Source organism: Catellatospora sp. NPDC049133, from assembly GCF_040648455.1.
Lineage (GTDB): Bacteria > Actinomycetota > Actinomycetes > Mycobacteriales > Micromonosporaceae > Catellatospora > Catellatospora aurea.
The window spans coordinates 161,393-184,961 of record NZ_JBEZDT010000012.1 but is presented as its reverse complement, the minus strand read 5'-3'; the positions used below and the strand labels follow the sequence as shown (position 1 = coordinate 184,961).

Sequence of the window (23,569 nt, the reverse complement as noted above, 5' to 3'; positions counted from 1 at the left end):
AGCCGGTTTCGCCCAGGTGCCTGGCAAGTCCGGCGATCTTGGCCGGGGCGGTCAGGCCGATGGGACCGGGCCTGCGCCGGTGGCGGTGGCGTAGAGGTCGGTGCGGACCCGGCAGCGCGGGTTGCCGAAGGCGACCATCCGGGTGAGCTTGTGGCCGATCGGGGTGCGGTGGACGATCGAGGCGACCGCCTGCCGGCCCACCTCCAGCGCCCGGCTGCGGCTGCCGAGCATCCCCTTGGCCTGCAGGTGCTGGAACTTGAGCACCTTCTTGATGTCGGCGCCGCGCGCGGTGGTGTAGCCCGCCAGCGCCGCCGCCGCCACGGGCCCCGGCTTGCGCAGGGCCGCGACCAGGGCCGGGTGGGCCAGCACCGCGTCCTGCAGGGCCAGGTTGAGGCCCTGCGCGCCGAGCGGGCTGTGCGTGTGCGCCGCGTCGCCGATGAGCAGCAGCCCGTCGCGCGCCCACTCCCGGGCGGTGCCCGCGAACACGTCGAGCAGGCTGAGGTCGGTCAGGCCGCGCACCTTCTCGTACACCCGCCCGGCGTACTCCGGCACGGCCTGGCACAGCTCGTCGCGGAACTCGGTGAACGGCCGCGCGGCGAACTGCCGGTAGCCGCCGTGCGGCAGCGCCCAGCCGAGCTGGATGCCCTCGGGGTAGCTGCTGTAGCTGAGCAGCATGCGGCCGCCGCCGCCGCGGATGGTCACGTCGCGCACCGCCTCGCCCGCCGCGGGCAGTTTGAACCACAGCAGGTCGAAGGTGAACACGTCGCGGCGGTCGTACGGGATTCCGGACAGCTGCCGCGTCTTGGAGTAACGCCCGTCCGCGCCGACGACGCAGCGGGACCGGATGGTGCGGTGCCCGCGCGGGCCGGAGACGACCGCGCCGCGAACCGCGCCGTCGTCGCGGACCAGGTCGGTGATCCGGGTCCCGGCCAGGTAGCGGAACGTCGGCTCCCGCCGGCACGCCGCCAGCAGTTCCTCCAGGATGTACTGCTGGGGCACGCTGAGCATGTAGTTGTACGGCCCCGGCAGGTCCCGGTAGTCCACCCCGAGCACCGCCTTGCCCTTGTTGACCAGCTGGAAGCGGTCGTGCACGTGGCTGCCCCGGTTGCGGGCCGCGGCCAGCACCCCGAGTTCGGCCAGCACCGCGAGCCCGCCGGGCTGCAGGATCTCCCCGCGGTAGGCCCGGTCGAAACTGGACGACTTCTCCACCACCGTGACGTCGACGCCGGACCGCGCCAGCAGCAGCGCGAGCGCCAGCCCGGCCGGCCCGCCGCCGATCACGCAGACATCGGTGAGGACGTCGCTGTCCCTGTCAGCCAATGGATGCCTCCTCGGTCAGGCCTCGCGCACCGGTCGGATTGATGCCGGCGACCAGCGAGGTGTCGTGCGTTCCCTCGATGAACTGCGGATGGTCGAGCACCGCGAGCAGGAAGTCGCGGTTGGTGGCCAGGCCCGGCCCGGCGGCGTGGAACTCGCCCAGCGCCCGCCGCATACGCAGCAGCGCCTGCGGCCGGTCCGGGGCCCACACCACGAGCTTGGCCAGCAGCGGGTCGTACGCCGGGGACACCCGGCCGCCCTGGTAGGCGTCGGTGTCGACGCGCACGAACGGGCCCCCGGGCAGCGTCAGCTCGACCAGCCGCCCGGGTGCGGGCACGAAGTCGCGGGCCGGGTCCTCGGCGTTGATCCGGCACTCCATCGCCGCACCGCGCGGGACCAGGTCGTCCTGGCGCAGGGTCAGCCGCTCCCCCGCCGCGATCAGCAGCTGCTCGCGGACCAGGTCGACGCCATGGGTCAGCTCGGTGACCGGGTGCTCGACCTGGATCCGGCAGTTGACCTCCATGAAGTGGAAGCCGCCGTCGTGGTCGACGAGGAACTCGAAGGTGCCCGCGCCGACGTAGCCGGTGGCCAGTGCCCCGCGCAGGGCCGCCTCGCCCATCTGCCGCGCCAGGTCGGCGGGCAGGCCCGGGGCCGGCGTCTCCTCGATGATCTTCTGCCGCCGCCGCTGCGCCGAGCAGTCGCGCAGGCCCAGGTAGACGCCGTCGCCGTACTGGTCGCAGAGGATCTGCACCTCGACGTGGCGCGCGGTGGGCAGGTAGCGCTCCAGGTAGAGCCGGTCGTCGCCGAACAGCGACTGCGCCGCCGACTTCACCTCCCGGAACTGCCGGACCAGGTCGCCCGGCTCGTGCACGACCTGCATGCCGCGCCCGCCGCCCCCGGCCACCGCCTTGACGATGACCGGGTAGCCGATCCCGGCGGCGACCTGCACCGCGAGATCCGGGCACTGCACCGGCCCGTCGCTGCCGGGCAGCATCGGCAGGTTGGCGGCGGCCATCGTGGCGCGGGCGGCGGCCTTGTCGCCCAGCCGCTCGATCACCGCCGCGGGCGGGCCGACGAAGGTGATGCCGTACGCCTCGCAGGCCTCCGCGAAGTCAGGCACCTCGGACAGGAAGCCGTATCCGGGGTGGACCGCGTCCGCGCCGGTGCGCCGGGCCGCCTCCAGGATCGCGGCCATGTTCAGGTAGCTGGAGCGCGCCGGGCCGGGTCCGATGCAGACGGCCTCGTCCGCGAGGTCAACCACCGCGGCGTCGCGGTCCTCGGTGGAGTAGACGGCGACCACGCGCAGCCCCAGCTCGCGGCACGTGCGGGCGACGCGCAGGGCGATCTCGCCCCGGTTCGCGATGAGCACGGTGGTGAACACGGCGGCCCCCTAGTGCCCGGTCGCCGGGGCGATGGTGAGCAGCCGGTCGCCGTACTCCACCGAGGTGCCGTCCGCGACGTGCACCGCGATGATCTTCCCGTCGCGTTCGGCCTCGACCGGGATCATCAGCTTCATCACCTCGATGATCGCCACCTGCTGGCCGCGCCGGACCTGGTCGCCCTCGGTGACGAACGGGGCCGTGCCCGGCTCCGCGGCCCGGTAGAAGGTGCCGACGGTGCCGGCGCAGACGTCGACGAACCCGTCGCCCGTGGGCGCGGCCGGTGCGGGCACGTGACCCACCGCCGCGGCCGCGCCGGCCGTCACGGTGACGGCCTGGACGGCGGCGGTGACCTGCGAGGCCTCCGCGGCGGGCGCGGGCTCGCCGCCCCATTCCAGCTCGACGAGCACGTCACCGGCCCGGATGCGCAGCGCGCTGGGCTGCCGGTCCACTCCGGACAGCAGTTGCTGGGCGCTGCGGCGCACGTCGTCGAGGTCGTCGGCGACAGTGCGGCCGGTGTCAGGCAGCGAGCCGTGCATGGGGCATGCTTCGGCGGTGTCCACCGGAACGGGTGGCACGCGCAGGTGTGGATCCAGCAGACCGGTCACCACGAACCTCCTTCGGTCGGGATCAGTACGGCCTCGTCGGGCCGGCGCGAGCTGCCGAACCGCCGGAAGCGGGCCCGCCGCTGCGCGACGAGGCGGCTCTGGTCGAGCCCGGCGAGATCGGCCAGCTCGGCATGGACGGCGGCGCGCAGTGCGGCGGCCGCGGCGTGGTGGTCGGCTTCGGCGCCGCCCGGCGGTTCCGGGATCACCGCTTCCACCACACCGAGTTCGAGCAGGGAGCGGGCGTCCACGCGCAGCGCCTGGGCGGCGGTCGGCGCCGCGGCGGCGTCACGCCACAGGATCGCCGCGCAGCCCTCAGGACTGATGACGGTGTAGACCGCGTTCTCCATGATCAGTACGCGGTCCGCGACGGCGATGCCGAGCGCGCCGCCGCTGCACCCCTCGCCGGTGATCACGGTGACCACCGGAACGGGCAGCGAACCCATCAGGCGCAGGTTCTCCGCGATGGCGGTGGCCTGGCCCTGCTCCTCGGCGTCCACCCCCGGGTACGCCCCGGGCGTGTCCACCAGCGTGACCACGGGCAGGCCCCACTTGGCGGCCAACCGCAGCAGCCGGGCGGCCTTGCGGTAACCCGCCGGGCCGGGCATGCCGTAGTTGCGGCGGTCCAGCTCGCGGGTCGTGTGGCCCTTCTCGTGGCCGATCACGACCAGCGGCGTGCCGCCGAGCCGGCCGACCCCGCCGATGATCGCCGGGCAGTCGCCACCCACCCGGTCGCCGTGCAGCTCCTCGAAGTCGTCGAGGATCATGCTGAGGTAGTCCGAGGTGGTGGGCCGGGCCACGTTGCGTGCCCGGCGGACCGCCTCCCAGGCCCGCCGCTCCGGCAGCAGCGCCGGATCGCGGACCACGGTGAACGCGCCGCCCTCGACGGGGGCGGGCGGCACCGCGTCGCGGCGGGTGCCGATGGCCAGCAGCCGGCCGATGCGGTGGCGCAGCGCCGGGCGCGGGCAGATCAGGTCCAGGAAGCCGCGGTCCAGCAGGAACTCCGCGGTCTGGAAGCCGGCCGGCAGCTCCTGTTTGATGGTCTGGGCGATGACCCGGGGCCCGGCGAAGCCGAGCCGCGCGCCCGGTTCGGCGACCACGACGTCGCCGAGCATCGCGAACGAGGCGGCCACGCCGCCGTAGGTCGGGTCGGTGACCAGGCAGACCGTGGGCAGTCCCGCCTCGTCGAGCTGGTGCAGCGCCTGCGCGGTCTTCGCCATCTGCATCAGGCCGATGACGCCCTCCTGCATGCGCACCCCGCCGGACGCGGTGACCAGCAGCAGCGGCAGCCGCTGGGCCAGCGCCGTCTCGGCGGCACAGGTGATCAGCTCGCCGACCGCGCCGGACAGGCTGCCGCCCATGAAGCGGAAGTCCATCACCGCCGCGATCGCCGGGGTGCCGGTCATCCGCAGCCGGCAGCACACCACCGCCTCGGCCAGCCCGGTCGTGCGCCGCGCCTCGGCGATGCGCTGCGGATATGGCTTGTCGTCGACGAAACGCAGCGGGTCCGCGGCGTCGGCGGCCAGGTCCAGCGGCTCGACCGAACCGGGGTCGGCCAGCAGGGCCAGCCGGTCCCAGGCGCCCAGCGGGCGGCAGTGCCCGCACTGGGGGCAGATGCCGTTGCCGCGCGCCAGCCGCTTGCCGTACACGACAGCCTGGCAACGGCCGCAGGACACCCACGACGCGTCCGGTCCGGCCGGACCGGGCAGCTCGCCCGGTCCAGCCGAATCTCCGGTCACGACGCACACTCGCTTCGCGAGCGAGCGTCGTGGTGCGCCGCCCACATGATTCGCTCGCTGCGCTCGCTCATGACAAGGCCCCGGTCCGGGTAGAGCTGACCAGGTCGATCAGCTGTCCGGGCGTGCTCACCGCCAGCACCGCGTCGTCGGGCAGGCGGATGTTGAGGTCACGCTGCAGGCAGGCGGTGGTCTCCAGCAGCGCCAGGGAGTCATACCCCAGGTCGGCGAAGCTGGTGTCGGCGATGTCCCCGTCCAGGTCCACTCTCTCGTCCGCCCCTGCGACATCGCGCAGGATGCGCCGCACGTCCTCGATGGTGAAGTCGTTCATGACGCGCTCCCTTCCGTTCAGGCATCGGCGTGGGCTCAGCGAGCGGCGAGCGGGGCGTGCTCGTCGACCGCGTCGTACAGGTCGTGCTCCGGGACGGCGAGCCCGGCGAGCTTCATGACCTGCTCGCGGAAGCCGGGGGTCTGCACGGCCTTGGCGTGCGCCGCGGCGTCGGCCCACTGCACGGTCTCGATGAAGACCTCCGGCTGACGGCGCGAGCGGTAGAACTGGCGGCCGATGAAGCCCGGCTGGGCGCTCATGTACGCCGAGATCTCGTCGAGCGCCTGCTCGAACCGCGCGACGTCGCCGTTGACAGTGATCTTGTTGATGAACGTGACCATGTGGTCGCTCCTTCGGGTCTGGGCGGCGCCGTGCCGCTCGTGTACTCGGGTGCGCACGTCCCGGCGGCGGGCCTTGCCGTTGGGCGAGCGCGGGATCTCCCGCACCAGCTCGATGCCGTGCAGGTGCTGGTATTCGGGCAGGCCACCGTTGACGAACGCGACGATCTCGTCCGCGCCGACCTGCTCGTCATCGGTGACGACCAGGGCGTACGCGACCGCGCCGCGGTACTCGTGCGGCATGTCGACGACCATGCAGTCGGTCACCGCCGGATGGCGCATGATCACCCGCTCCAGCTCCACGGGTGAGACCAGCCAGTTGTCACACTTGAAGACGTCCTTGAGCCGGTCGACGAGGAACAACGTGCCGTCCTCGTCCAGCCGTCCCACGTCGCCGGTGTCGAACCAGCCCTCGGCGTCGTACGGGCGCTGCACCCCGTCCGGGGTCAGGTAACCCGCCATCAGCTGCGGCCCGCGCAGCTGCACCTCGCCCGGGGTGCCGGTGGGCAGCGGCTGCCGGGTGTCCAGGTCGACGACCCGGCACTCGGTGCCGAGCACCGGCCGGCCCACCGAACCCGCCGACGGGCCGGCGATCCGGTCGCAGTGGGTCAGCGGTGACGTCTCGGCCAGGCCGTACCCCTGGATGACCGGGATGCCCAGCCCGGCGCACAGCCGGGCCGCGGCGGCCGGGGCCAGCGCGGACCCTCCGGAGAGGATGGCCCGCACCCCCGGCATCCGCCAGGTGGGCAGCCGCGGGTCGGCGGCCATCCGGGCCAGCCGCACCGGCAGGCTGTAGAAGTGCGTCGCGCCGGTGCGGGCCGCCGTCGCGACGGCCTGCGTCGGGTCGGCGTCCGGGCACAGCACCTGGGTCGACGCCGCGCTCACCGCCGAGTTCAGGTGCATCGGGTGATACGTCGGCAGGTGGTTGAGCGTCACCGTGTCCGGCCCGAGCCCGTGCGCCGCCGCCACCTGGGCCGCGTTGTAGACCAGGTTGCGGTGGGTGAGCAGCACCGCCTTGGGCCGCCCGGTGGTGCCGCTGGTGAACTGCAGCACCGCCACCTGGTCCGGGTCGTCGACCGGCGACTCGAACCGGGCGGCCCGGCCCGCCGGCGCGCCCGCGGCCGGAACGCAGTGCTCACCCGGACGGTCCAGGTAGAACACGTGCGCCAGGCGCGGCAGGTCGAGCCGGACGCGCTGCAGCTTGTCGGCCATCTCGGCGACGCCGACGAGCACCTGCACCCCGGCCGACTCCAGGGCGTACGCCAGCTCCTCCTCGCCCTGCAGCGGGTTGATCACGGCGCACACGTGGCCTGCCCGGACGGTGCCGTAGTAGGCCACGGCGAACGCCGGGTGCAGCGCGCCGGCGACGCCGACGACAGCGCCGGGCAGGCCGGGCCGGGCCGGCCCAGCGTCCCGCGGCAGCAGCGCGGTGAGCTTGGCCGCGAAGCCGTCGGCGGCCGCGTCGAGCTCCGCGAACGTCATCGCCCGCGATCCGGTCTGCACGGCGATGCGGTGCGGTGCGCTGACCGCCGCCCGGCGCAGCAGCCCGTCGAGGGTGCCGCCCGAGCGGGCGAGCGCGTCGGCCAGCGCCCGCTCGGCGGCGACGGTGTCGGCGTCGGTGCTACTTGGCACGGGCCGGCTCCTCGGCGAACGCCTGCGCGTGGCGCAGCGTCTGCAGCGAGTTGGTGCTGAGCACCCGGCGCAGGTAGCGGCGCGCGTCGGCGACCGTGGTGTCCTCGCCGAGCAGGTTCAGCGCCGACGGCTTGATGGTGGCGGTGTGCCGGGCGTGCACGGTGACACCCTCGGGCGTCTCCACGAAGTGCCAGTGCCCGGTGTGCGCGTCGAGCAGCTTCGGCAGGCCGATCTGCTTGTAGATGATTTTGTGCGGCAGGCAGACGCGCACCGAGCGGGTGGTGTGCGCGCGGCCCTCCGGGGTGACCGTGTCCATGTCGAAGAACTGCACGCCGGGCTGGTCCTCGGTCATCGACAGCGCGGTGACGTGCGGGACCCGCTCGGGCCACTTGTCGGCGGCGTACAGGAACTCGTAGACCTGCTGCGGCTGCCCGGCGATGAACAGCGGGTCCTCGAACGAGATGACCAGCTGCTCCAGTTCGTCCCAGCGCTCGGCCAGGCCCTTGACCCGGGACACGATCTCCTGCGCGCCTTCGAGCTGCGCGGCGGCGGCGTCCGCGCCCTCGGCGCCCGGCGCGGCGGTCACGGTGATCGTCAGGTCGGCCTCGCAGGCCTGCTCGCCCTGCGGCGCGAACGTCCACTCGGTGCGCACCGACACCAGCGGGGCGGCGCAGTCGCGCTGCTCGGTGACGACCCGCAGCCCGGCCTTGTCGACCGTGCGGGTGGTGGTCCACTGCCGTACGCCCTCGCCGTCCAGGGCCCACCAGCGCACGTTCGCCCCGTCGGCGTCCGGCTCGGCGTGCACGCCGTCCGGGAAGAACTGCGGCCAGTGCCGCAGGTCCTCGATCAGCTCGAAGGCGACCGCGGCCGGCGCGGCGACCTCCGCGCGCTGGGTCTCGGTGTACACCTTGTTCTTGGACATCGGCGCTCCTCTACGGGCCGTGGTGGGGATTTCGGCCGCACGCGGTCATCCGCGGCGAACCGTCTGCCAAGAACCGTCGCAGCCGGCCACTTGAGAACCGGTGGAAAGCGACTTGAATGCCCAGGTCAAGCCACCACGCCGCGATCAAGGCGGGCGCGTGCGCACCGGCGGCGCACCAACAGGAAAGATCACCCTCAGTTCCGGCGAATGGGACAGATCGCCCCTCTCTAGCACTAATAGTGGTGGAGGCGGCATTCGCACATCGCGAGCGCGACGAGCCATTCGGGGGTGGACATGCAATGTCGGGTACTCGGCCCGCTGGACCTGCGTTGCGGCGGGGTGTCGGGTGATCTGACCGCGCCCAAACCGCGCAAGGTGCTGGCACTGCTACTGATCCACGCCGACCGGGTGGTGCCGATCGACCTGCTCACCACCGAGCTGTGGGACGACGAGCCGCCCGCGAGCGCGCTGACCACGCTGCAGACCTACATCCTGCAGATCCGCCGGATGCTGGCCCGCACCTGCGCGATGGACCCGGCCCGGGTGGCCCGGGAGCTGCTGGTCACCCACGCCGACGGTTACCAGCTGCACCTCGAAGGCTCGTCGCTGGACCTGCACGAGTACGAGCGCCTGGCCGACCAGGGCCGGCTCGCCCAGCTCTGCGGCGACCACGCGCACGCGTCCCGGCTGCTCGGCGCGGCCCTGGCCGTGTGGCGCGGCTCGGCGCTGGTGGACGTGCGGCTCGGGCCCGTGCTGCGGGTCGAGGCGCAGCGCCTGGAGGAGGCCCGGCTGGCCACCTGGAAGCAGCGCATCGACGCCGACCTGGAACTCGGCCGCCACCGGGAGATCCTGGGCGAGCTGGGCTGCCTGGCCGCCCGCCATCCGCTGCACGAGGACCTGCAGGCCCAGTACATGATCGCGCTGTACCGGGCGGGCCGGCGCACCGACGCCCTGGACGCCTTCCGGCGGCTGCGCGAGGTGCTCATCGACGAGCTCGGCCTGGAGCCCTCCCGGCGCATCCAGCGCGTGCAGCACGCCATTCTCACCGCCGACCCGGTGCTGGACACGGCGTCCGCCCTGGACACCGCGTGGACCTGGGACAGCGCCGTGGGCGGGGCCGAACTGGTCGCCGCCGGGCGCGGCCCGGCCTGACCAGCCGATTTCTCAAGCCGGACTCAAGTCGGCGCGCGCGACGCTCGACGCAGGTCCACCGACCCCGCAGGAGGCGTCCATGCATCGACGTGTCGTGATCACCGGATTGGGCGTGGTGGCGCCGGGCGGCATCGGCGCCAAGGCGTTCTGGGAGCTGCTGACCTCAGGACGTACCGCGACCCGCACCATCAGCTTCTTCGACCCCTCGCCGTTCCGGTCCCAGGTCGCCGCCGAGTGCGACTTCGACCCGGCCGCGTACGGCCTCACCCCCGCGCAGACCCTGCGGATGGACCGCGCGGCCCAGTTCGCCGTGGTCGCCGCGGCCGAGGCCGTCGCGGACGCCGGCCTGGAACTGGCCGAGCTGGACCCGCACCGGGTCGGCACGGTGGTGGGCAGCGCGGTCGGCGCGACCATGAGCCTGGAGCGCGAGTACGTCATCGCCTCCGAGAAGGGCGCGCGCTGGCTGGTCGACAACACCCGCACCTCGCCGCACCTCTACGACTACTACGTGCCCGGCTCGTTCGCGGCCGAGGTGGCCTGGTCGATCGGCGCGGAGGGCCCGGCCGCGGTGGTCTCCACCGGCTGCACGTCCGGGTTGGACGCCGTGGCGTACGCCGCCGAGCTGATCCGCGAGGGCAGCGCCGACGTGGTGATCGGCGGGGCCAGCGACGCGCCCATCTCCCCGATCACCGTGGCCTGCTTCGACGCCATCAAGGCGACCACGCCGCGCAACGACGACCCCGCACACGCCTCCCGGCCGTTCGACAACAGCCGCAACGGGTTCGTGCTCGGCGAGGGCTCGGCGATGTTCGTGCTGGAGGACCTGGAGCGGGCCCGCCGCCGCGGCGCGCCGGTGTACGCCGAGATCGTCGGCTTCGCCTCGCGCTGCAACGCCTTCCACATGACCGGGCTGCGCCCCGACGGCCGGGAGATGGCCGAGGCGATCCGCAACGCCCTGGACACGGCCCGGATGGACCCGACGACGATCGGCTACGTCAACGCGCACGGCTCGGGCACCAAGCAGAACGACCGGCACGAGACGGCGGCGGTGAAGCTGGCACTGCGGGATCACGCGTACGCCACCCCGATGAGCTCGATCAAGTCGATGGTCGGGCACTCGCTCGGAGCGATCGGCGCGATCGAGGTGGCCGCGTGCGCGCTGGCCATCACCAACGACGTGGTGCCGCCCACGGCGAACCTGCACGAGCCCGACCCCGAATGCGACCTCGACTACGTGCCGCTGGAGGCCCGCGACCGCAGGCTCGACGCGGTGCTGTCGGTCGGCAGCGGCTTCGGCGGCTTCCAGAGCGCCATGCTGCTGGCCCGCCCGGAAGGAGACGCCCGATGAACAGCGACGCACCGGTGGTGACCGGACTCGGCGTGATCGCCGCGACCGGGTCGGACACCGAGACGTACTGGAAGGCCACCCTGGAGGGGCGCGGCGGCATCGGCCGCATCGCCCGCTTCGACCCGGCGCAGTACCCGTCCCGGCTGGCCGGGGAGATCCGCGACTACGACCCCGCCGACCATCTGCCGGACCGGCTGCTGGCGCAGACCGACCACGTCACCCGGTTCTCGCTGACCGCCGCCGCGACGGCGCTGGCCGACGCGGCCGTGGACCCGGCGGCGCTCGGCGAGTACGACATGAGCGTGGTGACCGCGAGCTCCGCGGGCGGCTTCGAGTTCGGTCAGAAGGAGCTGGAGAAGCTGTGGTCAAAGGGCGGTGACCACGTCAGCGCGTACCAGTCGTTCGCCTGGTTCTACGCGGTCAACACCGGGCAGATCTCCATCCGGCACGGCATGCGCGGGCCCAGCGGGGTGCTGGTCACCGACCAGGCCGGCGGGCTCGACGCGATCGGTCAGGCGCGCCGCCACCTGCGCGCGGGCACCGCGCTCGCGATCACCGGCGGCGTCGACGGCTCGCTGTGCCCCTGGGGCTGGATCGGGCAGCTCGCCACCGGGCAGATCAGCGAGTGCGACGACCCGGCGCGGGCGTACCTGCCGTTCGACGCCGCCGCGAACGGCTTCGTGCCGGGCGAGGGCGGGGCGATCCTCGTCGTCGAGCAGCGCGCGGCCGCGCAGCGCCGGGCCGCACCGCGGGTGTACGGCGAGATCAGCGGCTACGCCGCCACCTTCGACCCGGCCCCCGGTTCCGCCCGCCCGCCCGGCCTGCGGCGCGCGATCGAGCTGGCGCTGGCCGACGCCGGTTGCGCCGCGTCCGACGTGGACGTGGTCTTCGCCGACGCGGCCGGGGTGCCCGAACTGGACCTCGTCGAGGCGCAGGCGCTGACCGGGGTGTTCGGCGCGGGCCGGGTGCCGGTGACCGCACCGAAGACGATGACCGGGCGGCTCGCGGCCGGGGCGGGCGGGCTCGACGTCGCCACGGCCCTGCTGTCCCTGCGCGACCAGGTCATCCCGCCGACCGTCAACGTCGGCACCCTCGCCGACGGCTGCCGTGACCTGGACCTCGTCCGCGACGCCGCCCGGCCCGCCCCGCTACGGCGGGCGCTGGTCCTGGCCCGCGGCATCGGCGGCTTCAACGCCGCCGTGGTGGTCACCGCCGCATAACAGCCCTGGCCCGCCGCGGTCCGCGCTGCGGCTCCCGGATGAAGATCGCCGTTTCAGGTCAAAACCTCGGGTTCAACCCCAGCTTTCGACCTGAAACGGCGATCTTCGTCGTCAAGATCGCCCTACTTGCCAGGCAGGTGGGTGAAAGCGCAGTCAAGATACGCACAGGTGCCAGGCAAGTCGGGCGATCTTGGACGCGCCGGGTGGCCGGCACGGTGGCGGTGCGCGGGGCGGGTTCCGGGTGGCTGTGCGGTGCGCCTGTTTGGGCTGGTGGGCGTCGGTGGTTACGGTGGCGGAGTTCCTGGCTAATCGGACAAATTTGCCTTTTCGGTCCCGTGCCGGTTGCCAGGTCTTCCGACATCGCGACCGAAGGGCGACCGATGCCTTCCCGACGACAACTTCTCACCACCGGCCTGCTGTCCGGCGCGGCCATGCTGATCCCGGCCCCGGCGAGCGCCGCGCGCGCCGCGGCCGCGGCACTGGCCGCCGGAAAACTCGACGCTTCGAAGATCCACAAGTACAAGACGCGGCTGCCGGTCCCGGCTGCCATGCCGACGGTCTCCACCAAGGGCAAGGCCGACCGGTACGCCGTCGAGGTGCGTCAGTTCCGCCAGCAGATCCTGCCGCCGGGCATGCCGCAGACCACGGTGTGGGGCTACGGCTCCGCGGCCCACCCGAAGACGTTCGGCTACCCCGCGCGCACCATCGAGGCCCGCACCGACCGGCCGGTCGAGGTCACCTGGATCAACGGCCTGATCGACGCCAAGGGCCGGGCCCGGCCGCACCTGCTGCCCGTGGACCCCACGCTGCACTGGGCCAACCCGGCCGGCGGCATGGCGCACCGGGACATGCCCGCTGACTTCGGCACCACGCCGACGCGCTACACCGGTCCGGTGCCGATCGTGACGCACGTGCACGGCGCGCACGCCGCGGAGGAGGCCGACGGCTACCCGACGGCCTGGTACCTGCCCGACGCCCCGCTGCCGCGCGGCTACGCGACCACCGGCTCGGACTACGCCGACATGCGGGAGAAGGCGGAGGCCTACGGCCCGCGCTGGAAGCCCGGCCAGGCCGTGTTCCGCTACGACAACGACCAGGCCCCGGGCACGCTGTGGTACCACGACCACGCCCTGGGCATCACCCGGCTCAACGTGTACGCCGGCCCGGTCGGCTTCTACCTGATCCGCGGCGGCGAGCAGGACCTGCCCGAGGGCACCCTGCCCGGCCCCGCGCCCGGCCCCGACGACCCCGACGGCACCCGCCACTACGAGATCCCCCTGTGCATCCAGGACCGCTCGTTCCGCACCGACGGCTCGCTGTACTACCCGGACAGCCGCAGCCTGTTCCACGACGCGTTCGCCGGCCCGTACGTGCCGGCCAGCGACATCGCCCCGATCTGGAATCCGGCGTACCTCGCCGACGCGATCGTGGTCAACGGCCGCACCTGGCCGCAGCTGACCGTGGAGCCGCGCCGCTACCGGTTCCGGCTGCTCAACGGCAGCAACTCCCGCACCCTGATCCTGAAGATCGCGGCCAGCGCGACCGCGCCGCGTCCGGCTACCGCGGCGGTGCCGTTCTGGCAGATCGGCTCCGACGGCGGCTGGCTGCGCGAGCCGGTGCAACTGGAGCAGCTGATGCTCGGGCCGGGTGAGCGCGCCGACGTGATCGTCGACCTCTCCAAGCTGGCCGAGGGCACCGAGCTGTTCGTGATCAACGAGGCGCCGGACGTGCCGTACGCGGCCGGGGTGCTCGGCACCGACTACCAGCCCGCGAACATCGCCACCACCGGCCAGGTGATGAAGCTGCTGGTGATCCCGCTGCGGGGCACGGACACCAGCGTGCCGCCGGAGCACCTGAGCCTGCCCGCCGCGCCGAAGCTGCCCGACTCGGCGGCGAGCTGGCGGGTGCTGCTCGACGACCTGCCCTCGGTCGCGCTGACCGGCGTGAACCACCGCGTCGCCACGCTCGGCACCGTCGCGCCGGACCGCACCCAGACCCCGCTGCGCTGGCACGACGCGCCGACCGAGAAGCCGGTGCTGGGCCGCAGCGAGACCTGGGAGATCCTCAACTTCACCGACCACTCGCACACCGTGCACCTGCACCAGGTGCAGTTCGAGGTGGTCAGCCGGCAGCCCTTCGGCATCCCGCCGAAGCCGCGCCCGGCCGAGTCCTGGGAGTCCGGCCGCAAGGACACCGTGCTGGCCCACTCCGGCGAGGTCACCCGCGTCAAGGCCGTCTTCGACCGCCCCGGCCGCTACGTCTGGCACTGCCACATGCTCGAACACGAGGACAACGAGATGATGCGCCCGATCCAGGTGGCCTGAACAAAGGAAGGGCACCTTCACATCGCTCCGCGATGCAGAAGGTGCCCTTCCTCACGCGCCAGGTGCGCTGAGCTGCGGTGTCAGAGCGGAGTCTTCGTCACCTTGCCGCCGTGGTCGACGTACCAGCGCTCGCTGGCCATCGGCACCCCGCGCAGCCGGTCGACCAGCCAGTCCACGGCCAGCGTCGGCGCGAACGGGCCCAGGTTCGCCGCGGGCACCCCGCCGATCGAGTGCCGCGAGTCCTGGTACACCACCAGCTGCTTCGGCCCGGCGACGCTGTTCAGCAGCGCCTCGCTGCACTCCAGCGGGCTCAGCTCGTCGCGGTCCCCGGCCAGCACCAGGTACGGCATCTTCAGCAGCTCGGCATGGCCCTCCCAGGTCAGCGTCCTGGCGAACGCGTCGAAGGCGTCCTCGTCGGTGTGCCCCGACATGTACATGAAGCGCATCTTGTACGTCGGCCAGGCTTGCTCGAACGCCGCCGACCAGCCCGGCTGGTGGCAGGTGTTCATCACCGCGCAGGCCTTGATCCGGGGCTCGTGCGCCGCCGCGATGGTCCCGGCGAACGAGCCGAAACTGATGCCGCTCAGCACGATCCGCGACGCGTCGACCTCCTCGCGCCGGGACAGCCAGTCCACGCAGGCGGTGCCGGTACGCGCCCACGCGGGCACGGTCGTGTGGATGCCCATCATCGCGGCCTCGTACTGCCCCGGCCCCTCGATCGCCAGCACCGCGAAGCCGCGGGTCAGGAAGCGGTCGCCGTGCAGCGCGACGGTGGCCTCCTTGAAACTGTCCATGCCGGGCACCGCGATCACCACCGGCACCCGCCCGCCGTGGTAACCGGGCGGCAGGTGGAACCAGGCCGGCAGCGCCCCGCCCGCGAACGGGATGCTCACCGCCTCGATGCGATGGTCGGCCAGCTCGGCGTAGTGCGCGAAGCAGGCCCGCTTACGCCGGTGGTAGAAGCGGTTGACCTCGTCGTCGCTGTGGATCGGCCACTGCGCGGCGCCCCAGTGCACGGCGGCCATGTAGTAGTTGTCGCGCGCGGTGATCTGGTGCCCGTCGTCGGCGGCGGCCTCGGCGCGCGCCTCGCGGCGGCGGGCGACCGCCTCGAAGGTGGGCGCGAAGTCGGCGTACCGGCGCACCCGGGCGCGGATCGCGGCGAAGTCGGCCCCGGCCTCCGTGCCGCAGGCGGCGTTCCAGTAGATGGAGCGGGGCTGGTCGAAGTCGACGCCCGTCTCGGCGATGGCCGCCTCCAGCCGGTCGCGTTCGGCCAACCAGCGCCGGGTGGCCCGGACGGGGCGCTCGGCGCCCGGCGGCGCGGTGGCCGTCATCCGTGTTTCCGCATGGGACTTGACCTGGTCCATGTCGATCTCCTCAGTCGCGCGACACCGTCGCCCGCCGGCACAGATGGCACCGGCACACCGTCCCGTGGCGCATGACGGCGCCGTAGGGCTGCCCGACGGTCGCCGCCGCCCCGGCGGCACCGTCCCCGTAAGCACCCTGGCACACCACGAGCCCCGATGAGGCCGAATCAGTCCAGGTCAGACGTTCACCCGAGGGCGCGAGGCAGGACGTATCCGGTCGTGCAGCAGCGCCGCCGCCACCACCGTGGCGAGCCAGCACGCGCCCAGGGCGTAGCCGGCGAGCACGTCGGTGAGCCAGTGCACGCCGAGATACAGCCGGGAGAAGCCGACCAGCAGCGTCAAGGCCGTGGCCGCCAGCCACACCAGCGGCTTCGCCGCGCGCGCGACGCGCAGGCTGACCAGCAGTGCGAGCATGCCGTACGCTGCGGCGGCCTGCGCGCTGTGGCCGGACGGGAAGGCGTAACCCGTGGCCGTGGTCAGCACCTCGCCGACGACGGGGCGCGGCCGCACGGTGAGCAGCTTGCCCGCGGTGACCAGCAGCGCGCTGCCCACCGACACCGCCAGCACCAGCGCCACGGTGCGCCGCCGGTCCCGCCACAGCGGCAGCAGCAGCGCCGCGAGCATGAGCAGCGGCACGGTGACCCAGCCGCTGCCCAGCCAGGTGACCACCTGCATGCAGCGGGTCAGCCAGGGCGTGCGGTGATCCGCCAGCCAACTCGCGACCGGCGGATCTGTGCTGCTCAGCTCCTCGTGCGCGACCACGTCGTCGGTGATGCCGGCGAGCACCCACAGCCCGACCAGCGTCGCCGCCGCCCCGAAGGCCAGCCAGCCTCGCACACGGTGATCAGGCAATGCGCAGCCTCACCCGGATCGTGCGCAAGCCGCGACCGGTCGCCACCGGGCCCGCACGTTCCCGGGCGGCAGGCGACCCACCGGGTGCGGGTCCACCGGCGGGCGAGCGGCGCATCGCCAGGTTCGGCCGCAGCCCGACACGCGCTGCCGTCCGGTCCATCGCCAGGTTCGGGGACGGCCCGACGGACGGCGGGGCGGCCGCGTGCCGCGGACCGGACGGATCGGTGGGCGGCGTCGGCCCCCCGTCCAGCGCGTCGTCCCGGCGGCCCTTGCCGAACTTGAGGTACAGCGCGGGCAGCACGAACAGGTTCAGCAGGGTCGAGGTGACCAGGCCACCGAGGATCACCACGGCCATCGGGTACTCGATCTCGTGGCCCGGCAGGTTGCCGAGCACCACCAGCGGCACCAGCGCCAGCGCGGTGGCCAGGGTGGTCATCAGAATCGGCGACAGCCGCTCGCGCGCGCCGCGCAGCACCAGGTCGAGGCCGAACGGCTCGCCCTCCTCACGTTCCAGGTGCTGGAAGTGATTGATCATCAGGATGCCGTTGCGGGCCGCGATGCCCAGCACCGTGAAGAAGCCCACCAGCGAGCCGAGCGAGATCACCCGGCCGGTCAGGAAGGCCGCCAGCACGCCGCCGACCAGGGCCGCAGGCAGGGTGAGGAAGGACAGCGCGGCCAGCCGCCAGCTGCTGTACGAGGCCTGCAGCAGGAAGAAGATGGCGACCGCGGCGAGCCCGGCGTAGACCAGCAGCCGCCGGTCGGCGGCCTGGCGCTCGGCGTACTCGCCCAGGATCTGGGCATAGTGGCCACGGGGGAAGTCGACCGTCTGCATCTTCTCTTCCAGCTCGCCCACGACCGAGCCCAGGTCGCGGCCCTTCACGTTGGCGTCGACGTCGATCTTGCGCAGGGTGCCGTCGTGCTCGATCTGGTTCGGCGTCGACGCGATGCGCACGTCGGCAACGTCGCTCAGCGGCACCGTGCCGCCGGCGGGCACGTCGATCGGCAGCTGCCGGATCGCGGTGACGCTGGACCGCGTCTCCGGGGTGCTCCAGACCTGCACGTCGTAGGCCTTGCCGTCGCGGAAGACGTCGCCGACCTCCTCGCCCGCCATCAGCGTGGCGGCCGCGCGGCGCACGTCACCGGGCTTGATCCCCAACTGCTGCGCCTTGGCGAGATCGACCTCGATCTCGATCTGCGGCACCTGCTTCTGCAACGAGATGTGCTGGTCGACCACGCCGTCGATGCCGGACAGCACATTGAGCACCTTGTCGGCCTGCTCGCGCATGACCTGGAGGTCCTCGCCGTAGATGCGCACCACGATCGCGTCGCCGGAGCCGGTGAGCACCTCGCGGATGCGCTCCTTGAGGTAGGTCTGCACGTCGCGGACCAGGCCCGGGTAGCTGTTCACGACCGCTTCGATCTTCTTGTGGGTCTCGTCGTAGTCGGCGTCCGGGTCGATGCTGATCCAGTTCTCGCCGAAGTTGACCCCGACCACCTCGTCGGCGATGAGCGCCTGGCCGATGTGCGCGCCGAAGTTGCGTACCCCCGGGATGGCCATGAGGTCCTTGCTGGCCTGCTCGGTGATGCGCACCTCCTCCGGGTGCGACGCGCCGGGTTCGGTGACCCAGTGCATCAGGAAGTCGCGCTCCTTGAACGAGGGCAGCAGCGCCTGGCCCAGGCCGGGCAGCACCACGATGCCCGCCAGAGTCATGACCGCGACCAGGGCGTACGCCCGCACCGGCCGCTTGGTGACGCGGCTCAGCGCCGACTGGTATCCCTTCTGCAGCCAGCGCACCAGCGGCGACTCCCGCCGCTCCAGCGGCGCCTTGCGCAGCAGGATCAGCGCCAGGGCCGGGGTGACCGTCAGCGCTACCACCATGGACACCAGCACGGCCAGCATGTAGGCCAGGGCCAGCGGCCGGAAGAAGGCGCCGGTCAGGCCTTCCAGGAAGAAGATCGGCACGGCCGACGCGATGATGATCAGCGTGGCGTAGACGATCGGGCCCCGGACCTCCAGCGAGGCGTCCAGGATCAGCCGGGCGGTGGTCGGCACGGAGTCGTCCGCACCGGCCCGCCGGGCCTGGCGCAACCGTCTGACTATGTTCTCGATGTCGATGATGGCGTCGTCGACCACCACGCCGACGGCGATCACCAGCCCCGCCAGGATCATGGTATTGATGCCGTACCCGAACGCGTGCAGCACCAGGCCCGCGCCCACCAGCGACAGCGGGATGGCCACCACGCTGATCAGCGCGGTGCGCCACTCGAACAGGAACAGCGCCAGCACCAGCACCACCAGCAGGCAGCCCAGCAGCAGTGCCCGGCCCAGGTTGTGGATGGCGGTCTCCACGAAGGTGGCCGGCCGGAAGATCGTCGTGTCGACGGTGATGCCGGTCAGGCCCGGTGCCAGCTCCTTCATCGCCGCCTCGACGCCCTCGGTCACCTCCAGCGTGTTTCCCCAGGGCAGCTTCTCGACGATGAGCATGAGGCCCGGCCCACCGTTGATGACCGCGTCACCGATCATCGGCTGGTGGTCCTCCTTGACCGTGGCCACGTCGGCCAGCAGCACCTTCTTGCCGTCGCGCTCGGCCACCAGGACCTGTGCCAGGTCGGCCGGGGTCACGATCGGCAGCACGTGCTGGATGGCCATACGCTGGTTCGGCGTCTCCAGGAAGCCGCCAGTGCCGATCACCGCGCCGTCGGAGTAGCGCAGCAGGCCCGCGTCGAGCGCGTCGGCGGTGACCTCCATGACCTCGTCCAGCGTCACGTCGTGCGCCTGCATCCGGGCCGGATCGGCCTGCACCTGCATCATCTGCAGCCGCTCGCCCCAGATGGCGACGTTGGCCACGCCGGGCACCCGCAGCAGCCGGTTGCGGATGGTCCAGTAGGAGACCATCGACATCTCCATCACGGACCGGGTGTCCGAGGACAGCCCGATCTTCATGACCCGGCTGGTCGACGACAGCGGCTGCAGCATGACCGGCGGGCTGGCCCAGGTCGGCAGCATCGCCGAGGCCTCGTTGAGCCGCTCGGACACCAGCTGGCGGGCCTTGAGCAGGTCGGTGCCCGGCTTGAAGATGAGCACGATCGACGACAGCTGCGACACCGACTTGGACCTGATGTCGGCCAGGCCCTCCACGCCGTTGAGCGCCTGCTCCAGCGGCACCGTGACCAGCGCCTCCACCTCCGCGGCGGACAGGCCCAGGCTGGGGGTCTGCACCTCGACGCGCGGCGGGGCGAACTCCGGGAACACGTCGACCGGCATGTCGCGCAGCTGGCCGACGCCGAAGAACATCATGCCGCAGGCGATCGCGACCACCAGGGCCCGGAACTTCAGGCTCGATCCGACGATCCACCGCATCATGGCCGCGCCGCCCCCGTCACTTGCCGATGCCGGTCTCGGCGCCGTAGAGCTCGGACGCGCCGACCGACACCACCTTGGCGCCGGCAACCGGGCCCTGCGACAGCGTGACCTGGTCACCCACGATCTTGGTTACGGTGACCGGCTCCCGCTGGAAGCTCAGCGGGGCGGTCTCGACGTACGTCCACGTGGTGCCGTCCGGCAGGTAGATCAGTGCGGAGTACGGGATGGTCTTGACCCCGGCCGCCTCGGTCAGCGGCACCGTGGTCAGGCCGAGCCGGCCGACGCCCTCGTCGGTGAGCGTGACCTTCTTGACCTTGCTGCCTTCGATCGACTCGACCTTGGCCGGCTTGGGCGGCGTCGAGGTGCTGGTGGGCACTCCCTTGGCAGCGGCGACGCCCAGCGCCCCGACGACCAGCAGGCCGACCAGCAGGCCGCCGACCGTCCACCGGTCGAGCCTCTCGCCGAGATGGTGCTTCATCGTCGTGTCACCCCAACCGTGGTTCGGTGTAGAGCGCGAGGTCCTCGCGCTGTGAGCCGGCCCCGAAGCGCAGGTACAGCGCGGGGACGGCGAAGAGGGCGAGCAGCACGGCCACCGCCAGGCCGCCGAGCAGGACCAGGGCGATCGGCCGCAGCAGCTCCATGCCCGCCCGGCCGCCGAGCAGCAGCAGGGGCAGCAGCAGCGCGGCCGTGCCCACCGCGGTGACCAGGATCGAGCCGGCCTGCTCCCGGGCCGCCCGGGTGACCAGCCCGGGGCCGAACGGCTCCGCGCCCCGGCGTTCGAGGGCCTGCATGTGGCCGATCATCTGCAGCACGAACCGGGCCGTGATCGCGGCCACGGCGACCAGCGCGGTCAGGGTCGTGATCGCCGACAGGCCGGTGATCAGTCCGGTGATCAGCCCACCGGCCATCGCCACCGGCAGCGTCAGGAACGCCAGCACGGTGAGTTTCCAGCTGCCGATCGCCGCCTGCATCAGCAGGAAGATCCCGATCAGCGCGGCGAGCCCGACCAGCAGCAGCCGGTTCTGGTTCTCCTGCTGGTGCTCGTACGCGCCGAGCAGCTCGGCGTGGTGCTCCAGCGGGAACGGGATGGCGCCCAGCTTGGACTCGACGTCGCCGACCACGGCCCGGTAGTCGCGGCCCTTGATGCCGGCGCTGACGTCGACGTAGCGGAACACCGAGTCGCGCTCGATGACGGTCGGGCTCGGCGCGATCGACACGTCGGCGACGTCGCCGAGCCGGATCTGCTGCCCCGCCGGAGTATTGATCTTCAGGTCCTGGATGCTGGTCAGGCTGTTGCGCACGGTCGGCGCGCCCCAGACCACGACTTCGAAGACCTTCTGGTCCTCGAAGAGGTTGCCGACCTGGATGCCGGACAGCATCGCGGCGGCGGCCCGGCGTACGTCACCGGGCTTGATGCCGGCCTGCTGCGCCTTGGCCAGGTCCACCTTCACCCGCACCGTCGGCTCCTCCACCGGCAGGTCGGCGGTCGGGTTGACCACGCCGTCGACGGTGCCCAGCATCTGCTGCACCTCGGCCGCCTTGCTCCGCAGCACGTCGAGGTCCTGGCCGTACACCCGCACGACCACGGCCTCCTCGTCGCCGCCGAGCAGCTGCGTGATGCGCTCCTCCGGGTAGGTCAGCACGTCGGTGTCCAGCCCCGGATAGCTCTTCACGAGCGAAGCGATGGCGGCGCGGGTCGCGCCGTAGTCGGCGGCCGGGTCGATGTTGACCCACAGCTCGCCGGAGTTGACGTTCACCACCTGGTCAGAGGTGATGGCCCGGCCCAGGTGCGCGCCGACGGCCTGCACCCCCGGCAGCGCCTGCAGGTCCTTGCTCACCTTCTCGGTGATCCGGGTCATCTCGATGCCGGAGGTGCCGGGTGTGGTGTCCCAGTGCACCAGCAGGCTGCGCTCGCGCAGCGACGGCATCACGCTCTGGGCCAGTGGCTGGAACAGGGCCAGCACACCGCCGAGGGCGACCAGCCCGGCCAGCCCGTACGCGATGGCGGGTGTGCGCAGCACCGGCGACAGCGACCGCGGGTACCAGCCGTGCGCCCGGCGCAGCAGCGGCGAGGAGTGCCGTTCCAGGGCGGTGTTGCGCAGCAGCACCAGCGACATGGCCGGGATGAAGGTCAGCGCCACCACCGTCGAGGCGAGCACGACGGCGACGAAGCCGAGTGCCAGCGGGCGGAAGAACAGCCCGGTGAGCTCCGGCAGCAGCAGCACCGGCGCGGCCGCGACCAGGGCGATGACCGTGGCGTACGCCGTGGGCTTGCGCACCTCCAGCGCCGCGTTGAAGACGGCCCGGCCGACCGGCTCCTCGCTGCCCGACAGCCGCCGCTCGCGCAGCCGGCCCGCGATGTGCCGGACGTCGCCGACCGCGTCGGCGATCGCGAAGACCACCCCGAGCACGATGCCCGCCAGCAGCATCAGGTTCAGCCCGTACCCGGCGAAACTCAGCACCACCCAGGCCAGCGCCACCGACACCACGACCGCCAGGAACGCGGTGAGCGCGGTGCGCCACTCCCAGAAGCACAGCGCCAGCACCAGCGCGAGCAGCAGCAGGCCGAGCAACGCGACCAGGGCGGAGCTGTCCAGCGCCCGGTCGATGAAGGCGGCCGGCTGGTACACGTTCGTGTTCATCTCGATGCCGGTCAGGCCGGGCTTCATCGCGCTCAGCGCCGCCTGCACGTCCTTGGTCACCTGCACGGTGTTCGCGCCGGGCAGCTTCTCGATCACGAGCATGAGGCCGGGGCCGCTCTCCACCAGCGCGTCGCCGATCAGCGGCTGGTGGTCCTCGACGACCGTGGCCACGTCACCCAGGCGCAGCCGCTTGTCGCCGTCCTGGCTCTCCAGGGTGACCTGGGCCAGGTCCTGCGGGGTGCGGATGGGCAGCACGTGCTGGATGCCCAGGCGCTGGTTGGGGGTGTCGATGAAGCCGCCGGTGCCCGGGGTCGACGCCTCCAGGAAGGTCAGCGGGGAGACCCACAGCGCGTTGCCGGCGGTGGAGATGACCTGGTTGAGGGTCACGTCGTTCTGCTGCAGCTTCGCCGGGTCGACCTGCACCTGCAGCTGCCGCTCGCGGTTGCCCCAGACGGCCACGTTGGCCACGCCCGGCACGCCGATCAGGCGCGGCTTGATGACCCAGCGGGCCAGCACCGACATCTCGGTGAGCGGCACGTCCTTCGAGGTCAGGCCGACCATCATGACGCGGTTGGTGGACGACAGCGGCTGCAGCATCACCGGCGGGCTGGACACGTTGGGCAGCGCGCCGGCCTGGGTCAGCCGCTCCTGGACCATCTGGCGGGCCCGGTACACGTCGGTGCCCGGTTCGAAGATCAGTTCCACTGAGGAGAGCCCGGGGACCGACTCGGAGTTGATGTGGTCCAGCCAGGCGACGCCGTTGAGCAGATCGGACTCCAGCGGCACGGTGATCAGCTGCTCGACCTCCTCGGCGGACAGACCGAGGGCCTCGGTCTGCACCTCCACCCGCGGGGCGCTGAACTCGGGCAGCACGTCCACCGGCGCGCTCTTGAGCCGTACCGCACCCAGGATCAGCAGCGCCGCCGCGAGCGGCAGGATCAGGAGGCGGAACTTGAGACTGGTGCTGACCATCCAGCGGATCATGGCCGTGGACTTCCCTTCCAGCGACCGCGGAGCGGCGGTACATCCGTCCGATGGGGTGCGAA

General features: G+C 72.4%; 16 protein-coding genes. 4 read left to right on the top strand and 12 right to left on the bottom strand.

Going from position 1 to position 23,569, the window contains the following annotated elements; all coding sequences use genetic code 11:
* Nucleotides 1-51 precede the first annotated feature (51 nt).
* From AB0B35_RS16355 to AB0B35_RS16325, 7 genes are all read right to left on the bottom strand, one after another.
* Complete coding sequence (locus tag AB0B35_RS16355) at nt 52-1,320, bottom strand: FAD-dependent oxidoreductase (RefSeq protein WP_361045784.1); 1,269 nt, start codon at nt 1,318-1,320, stop codon at nt 52-54.
* Entirely contained in the window at nt 1,313-2,698 is a 1,386-nt protein-coding gene (locus AB0B35_RS16350) for a biotin carboxylase N-terminal domain-containing protein (RefSeq protein WP_361045782.1), read from the bottom strand. Before AB0B35_RS16350 ends, AB0B35_RS16355 begins: the two co-directional genes overlap by 8 nt.
* Nucleotides 2,699-2,707: 9 nt before the next feature.
* Complete coding sequence (locus AB0B35_RS16345; RefSeq protein ID WP_361045780.1) at nt 2,708-3,304, bottom strand: acetyl-CoA carboxylase biotin carboxyl carrier protein subunit; 597 nt, start codon at nt 3,302-3,304, stop codon at nt 2,708-2,710.
* Nucleotides 3,301-5,010, bottom strand: a complete 1,710-nt coding sequence (locus AB0B35_RS16340; protein ID WP_361045874.1) for an acetyl-CoA carboxylase carboxyltransferase subunit alpha — start codon at nt 5,008-5,010, stop codon at nt 3,301-3,303. Before AB0B35_RS16340 ends, AB0B35_RS16345 begins: the two co-directional genes overlap by 4 nt.
* Nucleotides 5,011-5,107: 97 nt before the next feature.
* Nucleotides 5,108-5,368: an acyl carrier protein gene (locus AB0B35_RS16335; protein ID WP_203688021.1), complete on the bottom strand. Its 261-nt coding sequence runs from the start codon at nt 5,366-5,368 to the stop codon at nt 5,108-5,110.
* Nucleotides 5,369-5,403: 35 nt separating this feature from the next.
* A complete protein-coding gene (locus AB0B35_RS16330; protein ID WP_361045778.1) occupies nt 5,404-7,335 on the bottom strand; it encodes an AMP-binding protein in 1,932 nt (643 codons plus the stop codon).
* Entirely contained in the window at nt 7,325-8,257 is a 933-nt protein-coding gene (locus AB0B35_RS16325; RefSeq protein ID WP_361045775.1) for an SRPBCC family protein, read from the bottom strand. The genes AB0B35_RS16330 and AB0B35_RS16325 overlap by 11 nt, the downstream gene beginning before the upstream one ends.
* Nucleotides 8,258-8,551: 294 nt before the next feature.
* Here AB0B35_RS16325 and AB0B35_RS16320 point away from each other — a divergent pair, with 294 nt between their 5' ends.
* From AB0B35_RS16320 to AB0B35_RS16305, 4 genes are all read left to right on the top strand, one after another.
* Nucleotides 8,552-9,409, top strand: a complete 858-nt coding sequence (locus AB0B35_RS16320) for an AfsR/SARP family transcriptional regulator (RefSeq protein ID WP_361045773.1) — start codon at nt 8,552-8,554, stop codon at nt 9,407-9,409.
* Between the two features lie 79 nt (nt 9,410-9,488).
* Entirely contained in the window at nt 9,489-10,757 is a 1,269-nt protein-coding gene (locus AB0B35_RS16315; protein ID WP_361045771.1) for a beta-ketoacyl-[acyl-carrier-protein] synthase family protein, read from the top strand.
* Complete coding sequence (locus AB0B35_RS16310; protein ID WP_361045769.1) at nt 10,754-11,977, top strand: ketosynthase chain-length factor; 1,224 nt, start codon at nt 10,754-10,756, stop codon at nt 11,975-11,977. The genes AB0B35_RS16315 and AB0B35_RS16310 overlap by 4 nt, the downstream gene beginning before the upstream one ends.
* 380 nt (nt 11,978-12,357) lie before the next feature.
* The gene (locus AB0B35_RS16305; RefSeq protein ID WP_361045767.1) at nt 12,358-14,301 is read left to right on the top strand and encodes a multicopper oxidase domain-containing protein; all 1,944 of its coding nucleotides are present in this window, start codon (nt 12,358-12,360) and stop codon (nt 14,299-14,301) included.
* An 80-nt stretch (nt 14,302-14,381) separates the two neighbouring features.
* On the opposite strand, the gene AB0B35_RS16300 is transcribed toward AB0B35_RS16305, so the two are convergent.
* The 5 genes from AB0B35_RS16300 to AB0B35_RS16280 all read right to left on the bottom strand — a co-directional run bounded on the left by AB0B35_RS16300 (nt 14,382) and on the right by AB0B35_RS16280 (nt 23,495).
* A complete protein-coding gene (locus tag AB0B35_RS16300) occupies nt 14,382-15,665 on the bottom strand; it encodes an alpha/beta hydrolase (protein ID WP_361045766.1) in 1,284 nt (427 codons plus the stop codon).
* A 177-nt stretch (nt 15,666-15,842) separates the two neighbouring features.
* A complete protein-coding gene (locus AB0B35_RS16295; RefSeq protein ID WP_361045763.1) occupies nt 15,843-16,502 on the bottom strand; it encodes a phosphatase PAP2 family protein in 660 nt (219 codons plus the stop codon).
* Between the two features lie 7 nt (nt 16,503-16,509).
* Nucleotides 16,510-19,881, bottom strand: coding sequence for an efflux RND transporter permease subunit (locus AB0B35_RS16290; protein ID WP_361045761.1), 3,372 nt, complete (start codon nt 19,879-19,881; stop codon nt 16,510-16,512).
* Nucleotides 19,882-19,897: 16 nt separating this feature from the next.
* A complete protein-coding gene (locus AB0B35_RS16285) occupies nt 19,898-20,359 on the bottom strand; it encodes a hypothetical protein (protein ID WP_361045758.1) in 462 nt (153 codons plus the stop codon).
* A gap of 7 nt (nt 20,360-20,366) precedes the next feature.
* Complete coding sequence (locus AB0B35_RS16280) at nt 20,367-23,495, bottom strand: efflux RND transporter permease subunit (RefSeq protein ID WP_361045755.1); 3,129 nt, start codon at nt 23,493-23,495, stop codon at nt 20,367-20,369.
* Between the last annotated feature and the right edge of the window lie 74 nt (nt 23,496-23,569).

Bases quoted from the DNA above. Each gene is read 5' to 3' on its own strand.
- AB0B35_RS16290 (WP_361045761.1), bottom strand. From the start codon at position 19,881: ATGATGCGGTGGATCGTCGGATCGAGCCTGAAGTTCCGGGCCCTGGTG.
- AB0B35_RS16280 (WP_361045755.1), bottom strand. From the start codon at position 23,495: ATGGTCAGCACCAGTCTCAAGTTCCGCCTCCTGATCCTGCCGCTCGCG.
- AB0B35_RS16310 (WP_361045769.1), top strand. From the start codon at position 10,754: ATGAACAGCGACGCACCGGTGGTGACCGGACTCGGCGTGATCGCCGCG.
- AB0B35_RS16285 (WP_361045758.1), bottom strand. From the start codon at position 20,359: ATGAAGCACCATCTCGGCGAGAGGCTCGACCGGTGGACGGTCGGCGGC.
- AB0B35_RS16320 (WP_361045773.1), top strand. From the start codon at position 8,552: ATGCAATGTCGGGTACTCGGCCCGCTGGACCTGCGTTGCGGCGGGGTG.
- AB0B35_RS16300 (WP_361045766.1), bottom strand. From the start codon at position 15,665: ATGGACCAGGTCAAGTCCCATGCGGAAACACGGATGACGGCCACCGCG.
- AB0B35_RS16325 (WP_361045775.1), bottom strand. From the start codon at position 8,257: ATGTCCAAGAACAAGGTGTACACCGAGACCCAGCGCGCGGAGGTCGCC.
- AB0B35_RS16335 (WP_203688021.1), bottom strand. From the start codon at position 5,368: ATGAACGACTTCACCATCGAGGACGTGCGGCGCATCCTGCGCGATGTC.
- AB0B35_RS16315 (WP_361045771.1), top strand. From the start codon at position 9,489: ATGCATCGACGTGTCGTGATCACCGGATTGGGCGTGGTGGCGCCGGGC.
- AB0B35_RS16305 (WP_361045767.1), top strand. From the start codon at position 12,358: ATGCCTTCCCGACGACAACTTCTCACCACCGGCCTGCTGTCCGGCGCG.